25 protein-coding genes are annotated in these 19,618 nt (G+C 68.9%); 19 read left to right on the top strand and 6 right to left on the bottom strand.

Features of this window, described 5'->3' with window-relative positions; all coding sequences use genetic code 11:
* Positions 1–35 precede the first annotated feature (35 nt).
* Positions 36–278, bottom strand: a complete 243-nt coding sequence (locus OC490_RS31855; protein WP_262061479.1) for a hypothetical protein — start codon at positions 276–278, stop codon at positions 36–38.
* The gene (locus tag OC490_RS31850) at positions 275–640 is read right to left on the bottom strand and encodes a hypothetical protein (RefSeq protein ID WP_262061478.1); all 366 of its coding nucleotides are present in this window, start codon (positions 638–640) and stop codon (positions 275–277) included. Before OC490_RS31850 ends, OC490_RS31855 begins: the two co-directional genes overlap by 4 nt.
* Before the next feature lie 166 nt (positions 641–806).
* Between OC490_RS31850 and OC490_RS31845 the strand changes: the two genes are divergently transcribed.
* Positions 807–1,649, top strand: coding sequence for a helix-turn-helix domain-containing protein (locus OC490_RS31845; protein WP_262061477.1), 843 nt, complete (start codon positions 807–809; stop codon positions 1,647–1,649).
* On the top strand, positions 1,631–1,912 hold the full coding sequence (locus tag OC490_RS31840) for a DUF397 domain-containing protein (RefSeq protein ID WP_262061476.1): 282 nt from the start codon (positions 1,631–1,633) through the stop codon (positions 1,910–1,912). The genes OC490_RS31845 and OC490_RS31840 overlap by 19 nt, the downstream gene beginning before the upstream one ends.
* Here the strand turns inward: OC490_RS31840 and OC490_RS31835 are convergent.
* Positions 1,906–2,268, bottom strand: coding sequence for a DsrE family protein (locus OC490_RS31835; protein ID WP_262061475.1), 363 nt, complete (start codon positions 2,266–2,268; stop codon positions 1,906–1,908). The two genes, OC490_RS31840 and OC490_RS31835, sit on opposite strands and share 7 nt — an antisense overlap.
* A 171-nt stretch (positions 2,269–2,439) precedes the next feature.
* Between OC490_RS31835 and OC490_RS31830 the strand changes: the two genes are divergently transcribed.
* Positions 2,440–3,159 carry a hypothetical protein gene (locus tag OC490_RS31830; RefSeq protein ID WP_262061474.1) on the top strand — a complete coding sequence of 240 codons (720 nt, stop codon included), beginning with the start codon at positions 2,440–2,442 and terminating at the stop codon, positions 3,157–3,159.
* The gene (locus OC490_RS31825; protein ID WP_262061473.1) at positions 3,156–3,998 is read left to right on the top strand and encodes a hypothetical protein; all 843 of its coding nucleotides are present in this window, start codon (positions 3,156–3,158) and stop codon (positions 3,996–3,998) included. Before OC490_RS31830 ends, OC490_RS31825 begins: the two co-directional genes overlap by 4 nt.
* Here OC490_RS31825 and OC490_RS31820 read toward each other — a convergent pair.
* Positions 3,973–4,551, bottom strand: a complete 579-nt coding sequence (locus OC490_RS31820) for a hypothetical protein (protein ID WP_262061472.1) — start codon at positions 4,549–4,551, stop codon at positions 3,973–3,975. The genes OC490_RS31825 and OC490_RS31820 overlap by 26 nt on opposite strands.
* A gap of 64 nt (positions 4,552–4,615) precedes the next feature.
* Between OC490_RS31820 and OC490_RS31815 the strand changes: the two genes are divergently transcribed.
* The 7 genes from OC490_RS31815 (at position 4,616) to OC490_RS31785 (ending at position 10,947) form a co-directional block, all read left to right on the top strand.
* On the top strand, positions 4,616–5,365 hold the full coding sequence (locus tag OC490_RS31815) for a hypothetical protein (RefSeq protein ID WP_410099201.1): 750 nt from the start codon (positions 4,616–4,618) through the stop codon (positions 5,363–5,365).
* Positions 5,366–5,572: 207 nt separating this feature from the next.
* Positions 5,573–6,148, top strand: a complete 576-nt coding sequence (locus OC490_RS31810) for an FABP family protein (RefSeq protein WP_262061470.1) — start codon at positions 5,573–5,575, stop codon at positions 6,146–6,148.
* A 345-nt stretch (positions 6,149–6,493) separates the two neighbouring features.
* On the top strand, positions 6,494–7,165 hold the full coding sequence (locus OC490_RS31805) for a hypothetical protein (RefSeq protein ID WP_262061469.1): 672 nt from the start codon (positions 6,494–6,496) through the stop codon (positions 7,163–7,165).
* A 14-nt stretch (positions 7,166–7,179) separates the two neighbouring features.
* A complete protein-coding gene (locus OC490_RS31800) occupies positions 7,180–8,790 on the top strand; it encodes an SAM-dependent methyltransferase (protein WP_262061468.1) in 1,611 nt (536 codons plus the stop codon).
* A complete protein-coding gene (locus OC490_RS31795) occupies positions 8,787–9,443 on the top strand; it encodes a restriction endonuclease subunit S (RefSeq protein WP_262061467.1) in 657 nt (218 codons plus the stop codon). The genes OC490_RS31800 and OC490_RS31795 overlap by 4 nt, the downstream gene beginning before the upstream one ends.
* A 30-nt stretch (positions 9,444–9,473) precedes the next feature.
* Positions 9,474–9,971: a Fur family transcriptional regulator gene (locus OC490_RS31790; RefSeq protein ID WP_262061466.1), complete on the top strand. Its 498-nt coding sequence runs from the start codon at positions 9,474–9,476 to the stop codon at positions 9,969–9,971.
* Positions 9,972–9,981: 10 nt separating this feature from the next.
* Complete coding sequence (locus OC490_RS31785; protein ID WP_262061465.1) at positions 9,982–10,947, top strand: YgfZ/GcvT domain-containing protein; 966 nt, start codon at positions 9,982–9,984, stop codon at positions 10,945–10,947.
* A 13-nt stretch (positions 10,948–10,960) separates the two neighbouring features.
* Here OC490_RS31785 and dtd read toward each other — a convergent pair whose 3' ends face one another.
* Positions 10,961–11,386 (bottom strand): D-aminoacyl-tRNA deacylase, encoded by a 426-nt coding sequence (gene dtd / locus OC490_RS31780; protein ID WP_262061464.1) that lies wholly within the window; start codon positions 11,384–11,386, stop codon positions 10,961–10,963.
* A 160-nt stretch (positions 11,387–11,546) separates the two neighbouring features.
* Between dtd and OC490_RS31775 the strand changes: the two genes are divergently transcribed.
* The 4 genes from OC490_RS31775 (at position 11,547) to OC490_RS31760 (ending at position 15,729) form a co-directional block, all read left to right on the top strand.
* Complete coding sequence (locus tag OC490_RS31775; protein ID WP_262061463.1) at positions 11,547–12,149, top strand: aerial mycelium formation protein; 603 nt, start codon at positions 11,547–11,549, stop codon at positions 12,147–12,149.
* A 12-nt stretch (positions 12,150–12,161) separates the two neighbouring features.
* Entirely contained in the window at positions 12,162–13,115 is a 954-nt protein-coding gene (locus OC490_RS31770) for an asparaginase (protein ID WP_262061462.1), read from the top strand.
* A gap of 207 nt (positions 13,116–13,322) precedes the next feature.
* Positions 13,323–14,582, top strand: a complete 1,260-nt coding sequence (locus OC490_RS31765; protein WP_262061461.1) for a GNAT family N-acetyltransferase — start codon at positions 13,323–13,325, stop codon at positions 14,580–14,582.
* 238 nt (positions 14,583–14,820) lie between these two features.
* On the top strand, positions 14,821–15,729 hold the full coding sequence (locus OC490_RS31760) for a winged helix-turn-helix domain-containing protein (protein WP_262061460.1): 909 nt from the start codon (positions 14,821–14,823) through the stop codon (positions 15,727–15,729).
* A gap of 40 nt (positions 15,730–15,769) precedes the next feature.
* On the opposite strand, the gene OC490_RS31755 is transcribed toward OC490_RS31760, so the two are convergent.
* A complete protein-coding gene (locus OC490_RS31755) occupies positions 15,770–15,958 on the bottom strand; it encodes a hypothetical protein (protein ID WP_200715320.1) in 189 nt (62 codons plus the stop codon).
* Positions 15,959–16,114: 156 nt separating this feature from the next.
* Between OC490_RS31755 and OC490_RS31750 the strand changes: the two genes are divergently transcribed.
* The 4 genes from OC490_RS31750 (at position 16,115) to OC490_RS31735 (ending at position 19,618) form a co-directional block, all read left to right on the top strand.
* Positions 16,115–16,993: a GntR family transcriptional regulator gene (locus OC490_RS31750; protein ID WP_262061459.1), complete on the top strand. Its 879-nt coding sequence runs from the start codon at positions 16,115–16,117 to the stop codon at positions 16,991–16,993.
* Positions 16,993–17,748, top strand: coding sequence for an HAD family hydrolase (locus OC490_RS31745; RefSeq protein ID WP_262061458.1), 756 nt, complete (start codon positions 16,993–16,995; stop codon positions 17,746–17,748). Before OC490_RS31750 ends, OC490_RS31745 begins: the two co-directional genes overlap by 1 nt.
* A 152-nt stretch (positions 17,749–17,900) precedes the next feature.
* The gene (locus tag OC490_RS31740; RefSeq protein WP_262061457.1) at positions 17,901–18,998 is read left to right on the top strand and encodes an aminoglycoside phosphotransferase family protein; all 1,098 of its coding nucleotides are present in this window, start codon (positions 17,901–17,903) and stop codon (positions 18,996–18,998) included.
* A complete protein-coding gene (locus OC490_RS31735; protein WP_262061456.1) occupies positions 18,995–19,618 on the top strand; it encodes an RraA family protein in 624 nt (207 codons plus the stop codon). The genes OC490_RS31740 and OC490_RS31735 overlap by 4 nt, the downstream gene beginning before the upstream one ends.

Raw genomic sequence — 19,618 nt, 5'->3', positions numbered from 1 at the left:
CTCCACGTATACCAAGGCCTGCCGGGGGCAGGCGGTCAGCTGGTGGCGAGGATCGCCACCAGCAGTCCGCCGATGCAGAGCGCGGTGAGCACGCCGGTCCAGAAGGCGTCGTCGCGGAGGGCGCGGGGGGTCCGGAACCGTCGTGGGCGGCGGGCCCGGGGCGTGGGTGCGGGTGCGGCCGGTGGTGGTTCCGGCGGGCGTACGGGCGGCATGAGCGGGGGCGGGCATGCCTGGACCGGGAGTACCTGGATCAGCTGGTGGGGCAGCGGGCGGTTCATGCGGGGTGGGCCTCGCTGCGGTGTTTGCGCAGCAGGACGTTCGCGTCGGTCTCGGTGCTGTAGTCGTGTTCCGTCCGTGCGGTGGACCGCAGTTGGGCGAGTTCCGCGCAGGTGTCGCAGTCGTCGACGGGCCGGGGCGGGGCGGCGACCAGGAACGGACCGTCGGTCCGCGCACGGGAGTTGGCGGCGCGGACCCCGGCGCTGAGCCGCTCCTGGTCCGTCGCCGGTCGCAGCGAGGCGGGGTCGGCCTGCCATTCGCGTCCACCGCCGACGGGGCGCAGCAGGGCGTAGGGCCCCGACTTGTCCTGGTACTCGCCGACCTTGTCGGTGGCCGGGTCGTACAGCAGCGCTCCGGTTTCCATCGGCTCCTCCTTTTTGTGTAACTTCCATACAGAATGCGACAGTTGAACTACTCTGTATATTTCTGGGTGTTACGAGGATGACCCAGGTCGGAGGCGAAAGCGGCGCCAACGGGCTCAACTTCCGCACGGGGCGCGCCAAATTCCACAAATTCCACAGGAGGTCGTCATGCCGCAACGGCTGGTGGTCACGGAACGCAGCCATGAGCCCAGGAAGCGGTTCACCGAGGAGTTGCGGCGGTTGAGGGTCGAACGTGGCCTGACCCTGCGGAACTTGATGAAGGCGGTGCGGTGGGACGCGTCACTGTTCGGAAAGATGGAGCGAGGGGGCACGCTGGGCGGTCCCGAGGTCGTACAGGCGCTGGACCAGTACTACGGGACGGCCCCGCTGCTACTCACCTTGTGGGAGTTGGCAGTTGGCGACCCGACCCAGTTCAAGGAGCAGTACCGCCGGTACATGATGCTTGAGGCCGAGGCGGTGAGCATGTGGCACTACGCCGTGAGCGCCCCGCCCGGCCTGCTCCAGACGGACGGGTACGTGCGCGAGGCGCTCGCTGTGGGCTGGCTCAAGAGCCACGAGCTGGACCAGCAGGTCGAGGCACGCGGAGGGCGAAGGAAGTTGCTGGAGGGGGAGGACGCGCCTTCGTTCCGAGCCGTTCTCTCCGAGGCTGTGCTGCGCACGCCCCTGCACGATGTGAGGGCGTGGCGGGAACAGTTGGAGCACTTGGCGGAGATGGCGCAACGCCCGAACATCACCATCCAGGTGCTGCCGTTCAGCGTTGGCCCGCACGGCCTGATGAACACCGCCGTGAAGTTCCTGCGGCTGCTGGATGGTCGCACGGTCGCCTACACCGAGAACGACCTCCGCGGTGAACTGATCGAAGAAAACGCCTCAGTTGAGGAGCTTCAACGTAGGTACGATTCGGTGCGTGACCAGGCGCTGTCCCCGGCCGAGTCGCGAAAGTTCATCCTGCGGATGTTGGAGGAAGTCCCGTGCGAGCCATCGACTTGAACGGTGTGACGTGGCGTAAGAGCAGCTACAGCAACACGAGTGGCGGCGACTGCATCGAGGTCTCCGACGACTTCCTGAGCACCGCAGACTGGCGCAAGAGCAGCTACAGCAACACGAGTGGCGGAGAGTGCGTCGAGTTCGCCCCCAACCTCCCCGCCCTCGTCCCGGTCCGCGACAGCAAGAACCCCGCCCACGGCACCCTCCTCTTCGGTGTGGACGCCTGGGCGGAGTTCGTCGGCTCGGTGAAGGGGCAGGCTCAGTAGACGAGCGCCTGCGTCTCGTCGGCCATCGCTTCCTGTACGAATACCTGCGCGCCAGCGATCCGTACGCCCTCGATGACGTCCTTCTCCGTGATGTCCCGCCGGGCCGCGCACTGCGTGCACAACGTCACGCGGCCGGCCGCGAGAATCGAGTCGATCAGGTCGGGCAACGGCGCCGCGTGCGGGAGTTCGAACTCGGCCGCGCGGCCCGGCAGCGCGAACCACGCCGACTCGCCGGTCAGCCACAGGGAGACGTCCACCCCGCTGGCAACGGCCACCGCCGCCACCGTGAACGCCTGTGAGCAGCGTTCGGGGGCGTCGGCCCCCGCGGTCACCTTGATCACGAGCTTCTTCGCCATGACCGAATCGTAATCAACTTCCTTACAACTCCCTGCAATGACCACGAGTCTCCTGTGCGCGCATATGGAATGCGCATGCCATGGTCCGTGGGGGACGTTGTGGAAGCACCAGAAGTACCGGAAGCACCAGAAGTACCGGAAGAACCAACTGAAAAAGAGACAGTCGAAGAGGTGCTCCGGCCGCCGCGCCGCCGTGGCCGCACCACACTCCTGATCGCCGTCGCCGCGGTGCTCGGTGTCGTCGCCGGTACCTGCACGGGTTTCCTGGTGCAGGCGGACCGCACACCCGACAAGCTGCCCTCGCTCTCGCAGCCCGTGCTCACGCAGGCGAAGGGCCCCGCTCCCGAGCCCCTGTCCGCCACGCAGGACCGTCAGGTCAAGGTCGACGGCGACCTGCGCAAGCTCCTGCTGAAGAGGCCGAGCGGGGCGCGGGCGGCGGACAACACCCTGGGCGAGGACGGCTGGCTGAGCCTGGACGCGTACGCCGAGACGTACGACAAGCCGGACACGGCTTTCGGTGACCTCGGCATGGCCCAGTTCCGGCGCGCGGCCGTCATCAACTGGCAAGTGACCAGCACGCGTTACGTCGAGATCAGGCTCGTGCAGTACCGCCAGGAAGTGGATCTCGCGGCCTCCGGCGCGGCGAAGAACGCGTACTACTGGGCCGAACGCGAGCCCGACACCGACCAATGGCCGATCCCCGGCACCGGTGACGGGATGGTGTACGTCCACAACTCCCCGGAGCACAAGGCCGGTTACCTGGACAAGTACCAGGCCGAGGCGCATGCCTGGCGTGGTGACATCGCTCTGGAGATGTGGATCGACGACACGAAGCCGGTCTCCAAGAAGGCGATCATGGATCTGGCCGAGCGGCAGATGGAGCGGCTGTGACCGAGAACCAGTTCGGCGAGGTCGGGCCGGTGGAGTCGGCCGCACTCACGACAACTCCCGTGACCGAGACGGTAGTTGCTGCGGGTGGCGCACCCGGGACTCCGGAGAGCCGCGCCCGCGGGCGTCGTATCGCCGCCGTTGTCGGCTGTGCGGTGCTCGCCCTCGCTGTCGTCGGCGGGGTCGGATACACGGTGGTGACCGTGAACGGCGCCGACCGGGACGCGGGCGCCCCCGTCTGGAAGTTCCCCAAGGACGCGGCGGAGCCGAAGGCGCTGCCGGCCAAGGGGTTGCGTGCGGTGCTCCAGCCGTACAGCGCGAGCGGGTATGTGCGGGGGCCGGACATCGCCGAGTTCGGGGCCGACGCCGAGCTCACCGGGCGCGAGGCCACGGCCCTGCGCAAGCAGGAGATCAGCGGCTTGCCCCGCTCCGAGCGGCTCCAGCTGGAGAAGGCGATCGACCGGGAGCAGATCAAGGGCATCGCCATGCGCAGCTACCTCTATCCCGCCGCGCAGGAGGTCAACACCTACACCGTCGAGGTCCAGTTGGCGCAGATGGACGAGAAGGCGGCACGGGAGATCACCGCGTACGAGAACGAACTCCTGGACACGGTCAGCGTGTTCCGCAAGGGGCCGGCTGTCCCGCGCCACAAAGCCGCGAAGTGCTTCCTGCCGAAGAACGAGGCCGGCGAGAAGCTCACCGCGATGGTCTGCTTCGCGTCCGTGAGCAACGTCATGATCACCCTCAACGCGTCCGGGACCAAGGCGATGGACACGAAGGAGATCGCGTCGTTCATGGCCGGCCAGCTCGATCGAATCAAGACGACGGGGGAAGCGGTATGACCGAACAACACCAGGAACCGACGCCGTCGACCGCGCCCCCGACGCCGACTTCGGCCGCGGTCCCGGCGGTGACTTCGACCGTGACCCCGGCGGTGACTTCGGCTACGGTTCCGGCCGCCGTCCCGGCCGAGATCCCGGCATCGGCATCGGCATCGGCGCCGGCGCCGGACGCGGTTGCGATCTCGGATGCGGTCCCGGCCTTGGCACCGGCTTCGGGCGCGGCGTCGAGTTCTGACGGGACTCCGGCCCCGGTTGTGGCTTCGAGCGCGGTCCCGGCCGAGGTCCCGACTTCGGTGCCGGACGAGGCTCTGGCTGCGACCCCGACCCCGACCCCGACCCCGACCTCGGACGCGGACGCGGTTCCAGTCCCGACGACCCCGACCCTGGCCTCGGACGCGGTTCCAGTCCCGGCCTCGACCGTGCCCCCGGCCTCGACCGTGCCCCCGGCCTCGACCGTGCCCCCGACCTCGGACGTGACCCCGGTTGAGACCCCGGACGCTGCTCTGGCCGTGGCCGTGGCCTCGCCCGCTGTCCCGGTCGTGATTCCGCCCATGCCTGAAGCGCCCCCTCTGGTGCCCGGGGCGGAGCCCCCTGTGCGCAAGAAGGACCGTCGGGTGTTGCGCGCAGCGCTTCGCTGGACTGCCGCCGTCGTGGTGTTCGCGGTGGCCGGGACGGGGACGGCGTACGGGATCACGCAGATGAAGCGGACGGACGTACCCGGGCTCGCGACCGCGTCCGACGGGCGCTGGGACTACCCGAAGATCACCAAGCCGCCCCTGCCCTCGGGCAGCCCGGGACCGTTCGCCCCGGCCAACAAGGCGAACGCCCACTACGCGGATCTGCGCGCGCTGCTCCTGCCGGCGCCGAAGGGCGCGAAGGCCGACGCGTCGCTGCGCGGCACGGACGGCTGGCTGCCGGCGAAGGCATTCGTCGCGCAGTACGCCGACGCCGACGACCGCAAGACACTGGCCCAGAAGCTGACCGACGAGGGCCTGCGGCACATCGCGGCCGACGGCTGGACCACACCGGACGGCACACACACCCGGATCTACCTGCTCCAGTTCGACACCGCGATCGCCGCGGACGAACTGTTCTCGCCCGGTCTCATCTCGTACGACAGCCCGGTCTACGCCCTGACCGGCGCCCCGGTCACCAGCTACGACGACACCGTCAAGTCCGAGATCCTCGCCGGGAACGTCAAGGCCTCGGCCTACACCGAGGACAAGCCGTACGGAGCCGAGGACGTCCGCCAGGCCTACCTCTCGGCCGGCGACACCCTCGCGCTGGTCGTCCAGTCCCGCAAGGGCACGGCGAAGGCGGTCCCGTTCGAGCAGACGCTGACGCTCCAGAGCCAGCTACTGGGCTGAGCCGCACCTCGCAGAGAGCACCGGGCCCCGGCCGACTAAGCTGGGGCCCGGCCCTGAATACGCGCATCGCTCAAGGAGCACTCGTGGAGATCTTCTTCGAAACCCTGCTGGTCCTGGTCTGCGTCGGCGTCCTCGCCTTCGCCGGGCTGACCGTGAAGAAGCTGTACCAGGGCCAGCGCTGACACCCACCGAGGAACTGCTGACGTCATGATCGAGATCCCCTCCGACCTCCACAAGGACCTGGTCCCCCTCGTCTTCCTGCTCGGCGAGTGGGCCGGCGCGGGCGTCCACGACTTCCCGGGCTCCGAGAAGTGCAACTTCGGCCAGGAGGTCTCCTTCACGCACGACGGCCGCGACTTCCTGGAGTACCGCTCCCACACCTGGGTCCTGGACAACGACGGCAACAAGGTCCGCCCCCTGGAGACCGAGTCCGGTTTCTGGCGCATCGACGCGGACCGCAAGGTCGAGGTCACGATGACCCGCGACGACGGCGTGGTCGAGATCTGGTACGGCGACCTCGCCAAGCAGAAGCCCCAGATCGACCTCGTCACGGACGCCGTCGCCCGCACCGCCGCCTCCGGCCCCTACACCGGCGGCAAGCGCCTCTACGGCTACGTCAAGAGCGACCTCATGTGGGTCGGCGAGAAGCAGACCCCCGAGGTCGAACTCCGCCCCTACATGTCCGCCCACCTGAAGAAGGTCGTCACCCCGGAGGACGTCGAGCGGTGGGCCAAGGCCCTCCCGGACGACATGCCGGACGACGGGATCGCTTTCTTCAAGTAGCCGACAGTCGCCTGCCTCGCGTATCCAGCAAGTTCTCCACGTCCCTCGTGCGCCGCTCAGGCCCGGGGGACGTTGCTTGTTAACCCTCCCTCGGACCACCCTTGAGGGTTAACAAAATCCACAGCATGACAGTGCGGTTGCGGATGGGTGTGGCCCGACACTACAGTGATGTCGTCTTCGTGGAGCGAGTATCCAGACCTCGTGCAAGCGCGGAGCCCCGGTCGCAATAAGCCTGCGACCGGGGCTCCGGAGGCTGTGCTCTGGGTGGCTTGCAGTGCAGAGGCGAGCCCAGAACATTCACTTTCGACGATAGCACGGCGCGTCCGGGGACGCGCGGGGGGAACCATGACCAACCGCCTGCCCGAATGGATAGTGCGAGACCTGTCCTTACCGCGACTGAAGCGCTACATCCGTGCCGCGCACGGTGACGCCCAGGCCGCGGAGCGGCTGTACTGGTGGAACGCCGAAGTGTCGGCCACTCTGCTCGGCCCCCTGCACTGCCTGGAACTGGCACTTCGCAACGCCCTGCACAACGCACTCGTCCGACATCACGGCAGGCCGGACTGGTGGGTGGTGGCGCCCTTGAACGCGGGCGGACGCAGGCTGGTGGACGATGCCGAACGCTCCTTCGGGCGGCACTCGCGCTCGCGCCCGACGACGCCGGACGACGTGGTGGCGAAGCTGTCCTTCGGCTTCTGGGTCTCGTTGATCAGTCACAGTTCGGGCTACGACCGGACGTTCTGGGTGCCGGTACTGCACTCGGCGTTTCCGCACTATCGAGGACGCCGCGACGACCTTCACCGGGACCTGACCTCGCTGGTCTTGCTGCGCAACCGGGTCACGCACCACGAGCCGGTCCACCACCGTCATCTCGCCGCCGACCATGACACCATCTACCGCGTGCTCGGCTACGTCAGCCCTGAGCTGGCCAAGCAGGCACTGGCCATGGACCGGTTCCCCGCCGTGCTCGCGGGACGGGCGGACGTACTGGGCGGCACCAGACCGCCGAGGTTCTGATGGAGGAAGGCGCTGTGACCGACGTCGAGTTCACCGATGTGCTCGTCTCCCGGCCCGACATCGCCCGCCTCACAGGCGTGAAGCGTCCCGCCGTCACCAACTGGGAGCGGCGGCACGAGGACTTCCCCGTACCCGCGGGCACGGACTCCGTAGTCGAGCAGTTCCGCGCAGACGAGGTGCTGGCCTGGTTGTCCGGCCGGACCGTCCCCGCGAACGCCCTGCGCCCGGGCGAACCGGTGGGCACGACCTACGGTGACCGGTTCCGCACGGGTCTGTCCGGAGGGACGGCCGGTGGACTGCTCCGGGCGATCGAGCAGCTGGCGGGACCCGAGGCCGACCGGCTGCGGGGGCCGATGCCGCTGGACCGCTACCTCGAATGGTTGCTGTACTTCGTGCTGCTCCGCATCGTGGAACCCGACCGCGTGATCCGGACCGTGGACGACTTCGGCGAGGCGGCCCGTAGACATCACCTGCCGGGAGAGAACGTGCCCGGCCGTCTCCTGCACGGTCTCTCCCGCGTCTTCGGCAGAAGCACCGCGCGCTCTCAGCGGGAGGCCCGGGAGGCGTTCGACCGTGTGCTCGTGCAGTGGGTCGACGCTCACGCCCGTGAGGGCGGCGTGTTCTTCACCCCGCCGTCAGTGAGCCGCGTCATGACCAGGGCACTGGCCGCCGTACGGCCCCGAGCGCTGAGCGTCCACGACCCCTATGCCCGTACCGGAGAACTGCTCGTCGCTTACCTGGACGCCGTCGCCGAGCACGGCGGCGATGTGCCGGTTCACGTCAGCGGCCGGGTGGCGGAGCCTCTGGAACAAGAGGTGGCGCGCATGAATCTACGGGTGCACCATGAGCGTTTCGTACGGTTCGGAGAAGGACCGGTCACTCCCGCGCTCGACCCCGACCATCCCTTCGATGGCTTCGACGTGCTCCTGACCAACCCGCCCTTCGGACGTCTCCGCGACGACGTGCCCCCGCCGCCGTACTGGGTTTATGGAGCTGCCCGCCGGACCGAGTTCGACTGGCTTCAGTACGCCGTCTCTCGACTCGCTCCGGACGGCCGGGCCGCGGTGTTGATGCCGGCCGGAGCGGCGTTCAACGCGGGCGCCGCCGAAACCGTTCGGGCGGGGCTTGTCGAGGCCGGGGTGGTGGAGTGCGTGATCGAACTTCCCGCGGGGCTTTTCGCGCTCACCGGTGTCAAGACCCACATCTGGTTCCTGCGCGCCCCCGGCCCCTACGTGGTGGCAAACCCCGAGGTGCTGTTCGTGGCCGGTGCGCACCTCGGACAGCACGTCACCAGGACCCAAAAGGCCCTGTCCGACGACGACATCACCCGGCTGGTCGGGGAATACGTGTCCTGGTACCAAGCCGGGGAGACAGGGCGGGTCTTCGCGGGCACCCCCGGCCTGAGCCGGGCCGTGTCACTGCGGGACACGGCTCAGCGGGACCACAATCTGGACCCGGCGCGCCATGTCCACGTCTCCGGTCGGGCCCCGGATGTCACGGCGGCCGGTAGTGCCGAGGCCCTGGAACAACTGGCGAGGCTGGCCAGGGAGATGGAGGCGCAGCAGGAGCGTGTGGGAGCGGCCGACGCGGAGGTGGCACGGTGGCTCAGGAGGTACGGACTGTGACGGTGACCGAAGGGCTGATGCCACCGGAGGGCTGGTCCCGTAGCCCCCTGCGGGAACTGTGCACATCCATCCAAGCGGGTCCGGGCGGCGGCCGGCCCGAGGACAAGGGCCGTACCTGGGCGGACGGCGGAACGCCGGTCGTACTGCCGCGAGACCTCCGCAGCCGTCGGATCGTCCCCCAGGAAGCCGCAGCCGTACCCGCGATCTCCGGGGAACGGGCCCGGACGCTCGCGAAGTACGAGTTGGCCCAAGGAGATGTCCTCGTCACCCGGACCGGCAGCGTGGGCCGCTGCGCACTGGTCACCGGGGAGCACGCGGGCTGGCTGTTCCACCCCAACCTGGTGCGGCTCAGACTGCCCGAGGCAGGCCCCGTCGGAGCGGCCTATCTCACCGCCTATCTGAGCGCGGCGATCGCACAGGACTGGATCAGGACACGCACGGCCGGTGCGGTCATCCCGTCACTGAGTATCCGCACCCTGGGCGAGCTACCCGTGCTCCTGCCGCCGCAGGACGAACAGGAGGCGATCGGCGCGACACTCGCCGCTCTCGACGACAAGATCCGGGCACACGACGAGTCGGCCCGAGCGACCCGCGACTACCGCAGCGCGCTCGCCGACGCTCTGATGAACGGCGTTCTGTCTCGCAAGCCGTGACTCCGTCCGCCCCGCCCCTAGACTGGACGTGTGGTGAGCACCCAAGGCACGGACCAAGGCACTGACCAGGGCACTGACTGGAAGAGTGATCTGCGGCAGCGCGGTTACCGGCTGACCCCGCAGCGGCAGCTCGTGCTCGAAGCCGTGGACACCCTGGAGCACGCGACTCCCGACGACATCCTCATCGAGGTGCGGAAGACCGCGTCGGGGGTCAACATCTCCACGGTGTACCGGACCCTGGAGCTCCTGGAGGAGCTCCAGCTGGTCAGCCATGCCCACCTCGGGCACGGGGCGCCGACGTACCACCTCGCCGACCGGCACCACCACATACACCTCGTCTGCCGCGACTGCACGAACGTCATCGAGGCCGATGTCGAGGTCGCCGCCGAGTTCCGGGCCAAGCTGCGCGACACCTTCGGCTTCGAGACGGACATGAAGCACTTCGCGATCTTCGGACGGTGCAAGGACTGCGCGGCCAAGAAAGCGACCGGCAAGACTTCGGCTGAGTCTTCAATTACCGAGTCGTAGGCTTACCGGTATGAAGAGCCCCCTGCTGTCCCTGCCCGGCGCCGTCTCCGCCGAAGGAGTGGACGAAGGCGTCGCCGCCCACTACGGCGATCTGTTCCGCGAGCAGCGCGCCCTCGCCGACGGCACCGGTTTCGTGGACCTCTCGCACCGCGGTGTGGTCGCCGTCACCGGCGACGACCGGCTGAGCTGGCTGCACCTCCTGCTCACCCAGCACGTCACCGACCTCCCCGTGGGCGTCGCCACCGAGGCGCTGATCCTCTCCGCGCACGGCCACATCGAGCACGCCCTGTACCTCGTCGACGACGGCGTCACGGTCTGGATGCACACCGAACCCGGCCCCCAGGACGCGCTGATCGCCTACCTGGAGTCGATGAAGTTCTTCTACCGGGTCGAAGTCGCCGACAGGACAAGCGACTTCGCTGTTGTCCACCTCCCCGCCGGGTCCATCGCCCCGGTCCCCGTCGGCGTCGTCGTACGCGAGACGGCGTACGGCCGTGATCTCTTCCTCCCGCGCGCCGACCTGGAGTCGTACGCCGAGAAGGCGGGCCCGGCGGCCGGGCTGCTGGCCTACGAGGCGTTGCGCGTCGAACACCACCGCCCCCGCCTCGGCTTCGAGACCGACCACCGCACCATCCCGCACGAACTGGGCTGGATCGGCACGGCAGTTCATCTGCAGAAGGGCTGCTACCGGGGGCAGGAGACCGTCGCCCGCGTGCAGAACCTCGGCAAGCCGCCGCGCCGCCTCGTCTTCCTCCACCTCGACGGCAGCGAGGTCCATCTCCCGGGCCACGGCACCGAGTTGAGGCTCGCGGAGGAGGGGGAGGAAGGGCGGAAGATCGGCTTCATCACCACCTCCGTACGCCATCACGAACTCGGGCCGATCGCGCTGGCCCTGGTGAAGCGGAACGTGCCCCTGGACGCGCCCCTGCTGGCCGACACGACGGCCGCGGCCCAGGAAGTCGTCGTAGAACCCTAGAGCCCTGGAACCCTTAGAGGTCCACGACCACCGTGAACGGGCCGTCGTTCGTCAGCGCGACGCGCATCTGCGCGCCGAAGCGGCCCGTCGCCACCGTGGCGCCCAGGGCGCGGAGTTGGGCCACGACCTCGTCGACGAGCGGTTCGGCGATGTCGCCCGGGGCGGCGGCGTTCCAGGTGGGCCGACGCCCCTTGCGGGCGTCGCCGTACAGCGTGAACTGACTGATGACGAGCAGAGGCGCATCAATGTCGCTGCACGACTTCTCGTCGTGCAGCATGCGGATCGACCAGAGTTTGCGGGCCAGTTGGGCCGCCTTCTCCTTGGTGTCCTCGTGGGTGACGCCGACCAGGACGCACAGGCCCTCGCCCTCGATCGCCCCGACCGTCTCGCCCTCGACCACGACGCTCGCGCCGTCCACCCGCTGTACCACTGCTCGCATGGGTCCCATGATGCCGTGCGGACGAGAACGACTCCGGGCGGGCCTATTTTTGTTCCTTAACCCCCCATCTGGGGCCGTTCGGGGGCACTCGGTCACATAGCGGCCAGTTGGGGTGGCACGATGCTGTCCACACGCCGGTCGAGGGGACGGGTAGAGGCACATGAGCACACCGAGTACCGGGCGGCCCCCCGGGACTGTCTCGCTGATCCGCGCGGGAGGAACGGCCACGCGCCGCCCGCCCGTGCAGCGCGTCGACAGCCCGCTGCTGCCCGCCGAACCGGCCGCACCCGACCTGACCGCACTGCGCCTCACGGAACTGCGCGCGCTGCGCCGCGACGCCCAGCGCGACGAGGCCGACCTGAGTTACGTACGACGGCTCCTCCAGGGCCGTATCGACATCCTGCGGGCCGAACTGGCCCGGCGCTCCCCGGCAGGCGCGGCCTCGGTGGTGGACCGTCTCTCGGAGATCCTCACCGACGCACCCGCCCGGCACCGTTCCTCGGCCCGGCACGTCACGCTCGGCACCCCGCACAGCGAGGAGTACCGGCTGCTGGCCGCCGAGATGCTCGCCGAGGTCGAACTCTCCGACCTGGAGGCGCGCACCGACCTGGAACTGACCACCGCGATGGGCCGGCTCGTACGGTACGAACAGCAGGTGTCCCGGCGCCGTCAGGTCCTCCAACACACGGCCGACGGCTGCAGCGCGGAGATCGCCCGCAGGTACCGTGAGGGCGAGGCGCAGGTGGACGACCTGCTTGTGTGAGGGGTGCCCGAAGTGACGGCTGAAGGTTCTGCTGTGGCACCTCCGGTGCTCGCCGAGGTGGTCCGCTCCGGCTTCGTCGAGAGCCGGCACCGGGGCAGCCTGGTGGTGCTGGCGGCGGACGGTTCCGTGGAACTCGCCCTGGGCGACCCGCACACTCCGATCTTCCCGCGCTCCTCCAACAAGCCGATGCAGGCGGCAGGCGTCCTCCACGCGGGCCTCGACCTCACCGGCGAACGCCTCGCCATCGCCGCCGCGAGCCACTCCGGCGAACTCTTCCACAGAGATCTCGTACGCCAACTGCTCGCCGAACACGGCCTGGAAGCAGGGCAGTTGCAGTGCCCGCCGGACCTTCCGCTGGACCCGGTCGAGCAGGAGACGTACCTCGCGTCGGGCGCCGTGCGCGACCGGGTCGCCATGAACTGCTCCGGCAAGCACACCGCGATGCTGGCGGCGAGCGCGCTGAGGGGCTGGCCGCTGGAGTCGTATCTCGACCCGGACCACCCGCTCCAAAAACTTATCCACAGGGTTGTGGAAGAAGCGGCGGGCGAGCCGGTCGCCGCCGTGGGCACGGACGGCTGCGGCGCCCCCCTCCTGGCGATCAGCCTCACCGGCCTCGCCCGCGCCTACCGCTCCTTCGTCCTGGCCGCCCCCGACTCCCCGGAACGCCGCGTCGCCGACGCGATGCGCGCCCACCCCGAGTACGTAGCCGGCACCCGCCGCCCCGACACCCTCCTGATGCGCGCGGTACCGGGCCTGCTGTCGAAGATGGGCGCCGAGGCCGTACAGGCGGTCGCCCTGCCGGACGGTCGGGCCGTGGCCTTCAAGATCGAGGACGGGGCGGGCCGGGCGCTGGGACCTGTGCTGGGGCGGGCGCTGGACCTGCTGGGCGTACGGGTGCCGGAGTTCGGGAAGGTCGCGGTGCTGGGCGGGGGACGAGAGGTCGGGGAGATCCGGGCGGCCTTCTAAGCGGGCCTTGGCCTTTGTCTTTCAGCCTGTTCCCTGGCTTTCCAACGCAGGCCGGCATCAATCAGCCCGTCCGGCGTTTGAGGACGAGGCCCCTTCAGGGCCGAAGCGGGGGTCTGCGGGCGGCAGCCTCCAGGGACGGGACGGGCAGGGGCGGCGGGGGCGAAAAAATCCCCGCGACACCAGCCCCCACCGACCTACCGTGACCCCATGACCAGCCGTGCAGAAGACCTCGCCGTCCGCCCCATCACCACCCCCGAGATCCCCGACTGGATCCGCGCGCTGAACACCGGCTTCCTGCGCACCCCCACCGTCTCCGATGCGGAACTCGCGGACCGCGCAAGCTACATCGACCCGCCCCGCACCCTCGGCGCCTTCGACGGCGGCCGCTGCGTCGCGACCTTCCGCTCCTTCCCGCAGGAGCTCACGGCCGTGGGCGGCACCCCCGTCCCCGCCGACGCCATCACGAACGTCAGCGTCACCTCCACCCACCGCCGCCGCGGCCTGCTCACCCGGATGATGGCCCGGGACCTGGCCGCGGCGAAGGAGCGCGGTGACGTCGTCGCCACCCTCATCGCCGCCGAGTACCGGATCTACGGCCGCTACGGCTTCGGCCCCGCCACCTCCGCGACCCAGTGGGAGATCGACGTCCAGCGCGCCGGCCTGGACCCGCGCTGGTCGGCCCCGGAGGACGGCGGCCGTATCGACCTGGTGGACGCCGAGGACGTACGCAAGCTCGGCCCCGAACTGCACGAGCGGCTGCGCCGTCTCCAGCCCGGCGCGATCAACCGGGACGACCGCTGGTGGCAGATCGACACGGGTGCCGTCACCCTCACGCGCTCGTCGTGGACCGAGCCGTTCTACGCCGTCCACCGCTCGGCCGACGGCGAGGTGGCGGGTCTGGCCGCGTACGTCTGCGACGACACCTGGACCGACGCCAAGCAGCCGGGCGACACGGCCACGGTGAAGTGGCTGATCGCGACCACCCCGGCCGCCGAACGCGCCCTGTGGCAGCACGTCTGCTCGCTCGACTGGGTGACGAAGGTGAAGTCGGGCTGGCGTTGCCCCGACGATCTGCTGCCCCACTTCCTGCCGGACCCGCGCGCGGCCACGATCACGACCCAGGCGGACTGGCTGTGGGTGCGGATCCTGGATGTCGTACGGGCCATGGAGGCGCGGTCGTACGAGGGGGAGGGCACGCTGGTCTTCGAGGTGACCGACGGGGCCGGACTGGCGGGCGGGCGCTACCGGTTGGTGGCCTCGGCACAGGGGGCGTCCTGCGCGCCGACCACGGAGAGCGCGGAACTCACGCTGGACGTCCGGGAGTTGGGGTCACTGTGGCTCGGTGACGCCTCGGCGCTGCGGCTCGCGGCGCTGGGCCGGGTGCGGGAAGAACGAGCGGGCGCCGCCCGAGTGGCCGACGCCCTGCTGCGTACGTCCAGGCGGCCTTGGTGCCCGGACATCTTCTGAACGCTCCTTGCTGTGCGGCCGGTTGGCGGCGGGTGGGTGGACTCATCCGTAGCTGTTCAGTTGTGGTTGTCGTGCGGTGGTGCCGACCGACCGGGCTCTCGGCTCCCCTCCAGGAGAGAGGTCCGGTCGGCCAAGTTACCTAAGTTGGTAACCAACTCTTCTCTAGTTATCTCCTCTTGGATGCGTCTCATAACCACCTTTCCATGAACTGCCCAAAGATGGCGAGAAGTTGTAGGGTTTGGTCGTGGAGCCCGAACACGCCACCGTCAATGGACGGTCGAGGTCACCACGGCCACAGTGGTCACACCGCGAACTGGCCGACGAGCTGCGCACCAGGATCAGGTCCGGTGTCCTGCGGCCCGGCCAGCGCATGCCCACCCAGGCCAGGCTGGCGGACGAGTTCGGCGTCGAGCGCGGGGCCGTACGGCAGGCCCTGCGCATCCTGCAGTCCGAGCGACTGCTCACCAATGTGTCCAAGGGGAGCCCGGCGACCGTGGCCCCCGACCTCGGGCTGGCCCTGACCGGCCCCGGAGCTCCGCCGCAGCCCACGATGGTGGGCCTGGCGCCGCGCATCGCGGAGGCCTTCGCGCAGCCGCACGTGGAGATCGAGGCGCTGTGTCTGACGGCGGTCTCGCTCACGCTGGCCATCGGCGAGCCGCTGCGTCAGATCCACGCCGGGGTACTGAAACCGGCCAAGGTCGATATGCGGGTGCTGCTGCCGAGCAGTGACATCGAGCTCGCGTTCCCGTCGTTGGTGGACTCCCCGGCCGACGGCCGGCCGCAGCGCCGCTGGCTGGCCCAACGCAACGCGCAGGGGCAGGTGTTGAGGCACAATCTGCTGGCCCTGCGCGCGACGCACGGCATCGACGTCCACATCACGTTCCGCGCGCTGCCGTTCACGCCTCCGGTGAAGCTGTACCTGCTCAACGGCTCGGAGGCGTTATTCGCGTACTACACGCTGAGCCAGCGCGAGGAGGAGATCGGCCAGGAGCAGGTGGAGATGTACGACGCCGAGGGCACCCAGTCGATGCTGTTCGCGTTCGAGCAGGGTGCGGGACTGCGGGACACGACGTTCGTGGAACAGTCCCAGCTGTGGTTCAACGCACTGTGGGAGACGATCAGTTCGGAGCTGAGGCTGACGAGCTGATCGCCTCCCGCGGTGGCTGATCCGGGGGGCGGCTTTCGGATCACAGAGCGGGTCCGGTGAACAGCAGGGCCAGGACGACGGCCCCGATGGAGCTGATGGCCGGGCTCTTGGCCTTGATGCCGATGGAGATCAGGAGCAGGCCGATGATGCCGGTGGCGCCGAACTTCCACTGGACGATCTGTTCGAAGCCGACGACGAAGACGGCGGACAGGAGGGCGATGGCAGGCACGGTGTTTCCCCCTTCGGGCAACGGAAGCAAAACTTCCACCAACTTGGAGAAGTTGGCAGCCAACTCTGATTAAGTTGTTCCCATTTGGTACCTACTCACACCTACTCGCAATCAAGTTCCAAACAACTCCCCTTAGATGGGGCAGAGTTATACCGTTTGGTCGTGACCCAGGAGAACGTGGCAGTGAACGGCAGCAGAAGCTTCTCGCCCCAGGAGATCGCCGACGCCCTTCGGGACCGTATCCGTGCCGGTGACCTCAAGGCGGGAGACCGCCTGCCCACCCAGGCCGACCTGGCGGAGGAGTTCGGCGTTCCCCGGGGCGACGTACGACAGGCCCTGCGGGTCCTCCAGGAAGCCGGACTGCTCACCAATGTCAGCAAGGGGAGCCCGCCCAGGATCGCGGAGCCGACGGCCGGGCCGGACGAGCCCCAGCCGACCATGGTGGCGCTGGCGCCCCGCCTGTCCGAGGCGTTCGCCGAGCGCCACGTCAAGGTCGACGCGGCCTGCCTGACCGCCGAGAGCCTCATGCTGGCCGTGGGCGAGTCGCTCCGGCTGATCCACGAGGACCGGGTCCACCCCGCCTCGATCGACGTCCGGGTGCTGCTGCCCTCCCGGGAGATCGCCCTGGCCTTCCCGGTCCCGGTCGAGAACCCCGGCGAGGACAACCCGGTCCACCAGCGCTGGCTGACCATGCGCAACGCCCAGGCCCAGGTCCTCCAGCACAACCTGCTGGCCCTGCGGGCCACCCACGGCATCGACGTCCACGTCACCTTCCGCGCCCTGCCCTTCACCCCGCCGATCAAGCTGTACCTGCTCAACGGCGAGGAGGCGCTGCTCGGTTACTACGTCCTCGACGAGCGCGAGGAGGAGTACAACAGCCAGACCCTGGAGATGTACGACGCCCTCGGCTCCAGATCCGTCCTGTTCGCCTTCCTCAAGCAGGCCGGTCAGCGCGACGCCTCGTTCGTCGAGGAATCACAGAAGTGGTTCGACGCCCTCTGGGAAACCATCACGACGGACCTGACACTCTCCTAGTGACTCCTGATACGGCGCAGACTGTTCCGGTGACAGAAGAGACAGGCAACGTACGCGAATTGATCACCGGCGCTCGCTTCGTCCTTTTCGACTTCGACGGCCCGATCTGCCGGCTGTTCGCGGGACTCTCGGCGGAGGACGTGGCGAAGGACCTCGTGTCCTGGCTGGAGCGGCAGGGGCTGCGGGAACTGCTGACGCAGAGCGAGCGGGTGCACCCCGATCCGCACGTCGTCCTGCACGCGGTCAACAAGCGGCACCCGCGCAGCGATCTGGTCGACGAACTGGAGGAGTTGCTCACCCAGCAGGAACTCAAGGCGGTCGACTCGGCGTACCCCACCCCGTATGCGGACCCGCTGATACGCACCTGGAACGCCGTCGGCGTCCATCTCGCCGTCGCCACCAACAACTCCCCGCGCACGGTGACGGAGTACCTCCACGGCCGGGGCCTGCTCGACTGCTTCACCCCGCACGTCTACGGCCGCACGAACGACCTCGACCTCCTGAAGCCGAACCCCCACTGCCTGAACCGCGCCCTGCGCACGATGGGCGCCGCCCCCGCCGACGCCCTGATGATCGGCGACACCCCCACGGACTTCGAAGCGGCCCGCAGAGCGGGCATCCCGTTCCTCGGCTACGCGGGTAAACCGTCCAAGGATTCGAGTGAACCGTCTAAGGAAACGTTGCTGCGCCGAGCGGGAGCGGAGGTCGTTGTGGACTCCTTCGAGCCCCTACTCGACTTGGTACGGCGGGCGTAGTGGGGCAGTAGTGCAGGTCACCTCGGTCGGACGTATGTGTCGTCGCTCGCGGGCGGTTTCAATGGGCGGGTTCTCCGGCGTCGCTCGAGGCGTCTGGAGTAACGTGCGTCATCCCTTACATCGGCTCAACCGGAACGGGCTGAACCCAGCGAATGACACCCCAACTCACCGGTGTTCGGCGGCGAGCCGCCGAACTGGTCGGCGAAAGCGGCGTGGTCGATGGCCCTCTTGAGGGCTACCACCACGAGACCTATGTGCTGACCATGCCGGGCAAGACGCGGATCGTGAAACTCCGCGAACCGCGCGAGCGGATCCTGTGGTTCGACCGCAGGTGCTTCCGATCGGAAGAGGCCCTGCTCCGCGCACTGGACGGACGCATCAGCCGCATCCCCGTCATCCACGAAGTGGAGGGCATGGCGCTGCAGGTCTTCATCGAGGGCCGCACCCTCAAGTCCCGCACGTGGGACGACCGGTGGGTTCCGGACGCGGTCCACGGTCAGATCGTCGACCTGTTCCGGGAGTTGGCGCAGGTCACACCGAACACCCTTAAAGTGGAGCGCAGTTGCGAGGTCGAGGACCGCGCGGAGGACGGCGACTGCGACGACTTCCTTGACCGGCTCATCGTCTTCGTGGAAAAGCAGGTCTACGAGAAGAACTCCCCGGACTTCGGGCGGCTCTTCACGGACCTCGGCCTCCACCCCGATGCGTTCGTCCAGCTCAGAAAGAACGTTTCCGGACTGACCCGACGCGACTTCTCCCTGCTCCACGCCGACCTGCACCGGGAGAACTTCGTCCTCGACCCCCTCAACCAACTCTGGTCCATCGACTGGGAGTTGGCGATGCTGGGAGACCCGCTCTACGACCTCGCCACCCACCTCTACCTGATGTCCTACCCGGCGGACCAGGAACGCCGTATGGCCGAGGACTGGGCGAGAGCTGTCCGTGGAGTACGCCCCCGCAGCGCGCGGGGCTGGGCGGACGACCTGGACCGCATCCTCGCCTTCAAGAGAGCGCAATCGGTGTTCACCGACGTCATCCGGCTGTCGCTGTCCCTGCGCGACGGATCGAATATCCACGAGGCCCGGCTTCCGGCGGCGGTCAGGAAACTGCAGACGATCATGACGGCCGCCGCGGAGCCCCTGGGCCTGGCCGAGATTCCGAGCGGATACCGGATCGCCGAGGCACTCGTACGCTGGGTCAACACGGCCGCCCCGGCAGTCCACGAAGGGGCGGTAGCGTCCGGGGCATGACTGATGCCACCGACTTCGAGGACATCCCCACCACCACTCTCGCCGAACTCCTCGGCCGCGAGCGGGTCATGGACATCGGCATCCGGCCCCTGTGGGGTCCGCTGCTACGGCTCGCCGGACCGGCCTTCACCGTGCGGTGCCCGCCCGGTGACAACCTCATGCTGCACGCCGCCATCTACCGCGCCGAGCCGGACTCGATCGTCGTGGTGGAGTCCGGCGACCTGGACTACGCCCTCGCCGGCGGAAACGTGTGCGCCATCGCCGCGCGGCGGGGCATCGCCGGCTTCGTCCTCGACGGGGTGATCCGTGACCTCGGCGAGGTAAAGGCGGCGGGCTTCCCCGTCTTCGCCCGCGGTGTCATCCCGATCCCGGGCGTCAAGAAGGCCGTACGGCCCTTGAACGAACGCGTGCGCTGCGGCGGAGCCGTCGTCGACGCCGGGGACATCGTGGTGGCCGACGAGGAGGGGATCGTGGTCGTACCGGCCGCCCGCGGGACGGAGATCCTCACCGCTGCACGGGCCCGGCTGGAGAAGGAGTCCGGCGAGACCCTCGACGACTGGGAGAAGGCGCATCGGGCGCGGGTCGATGAGCTGTTGCGTGCGGGCGGTTTCGAGGGTTGA

The sequence above is a fragment of the Streptomyces sp. STR69 genome (genome assembly GCF_024519455.1).
GTDB lineage: Bacteria > Actinomycetota > Actinomycetes > Streptomycetales > Streptomycetaceae > Streptomyces.
Note: the sequence above shows the minus strand (reverse complement) of the source record. Positions and strands in the feature narration are given on the sequence as shown.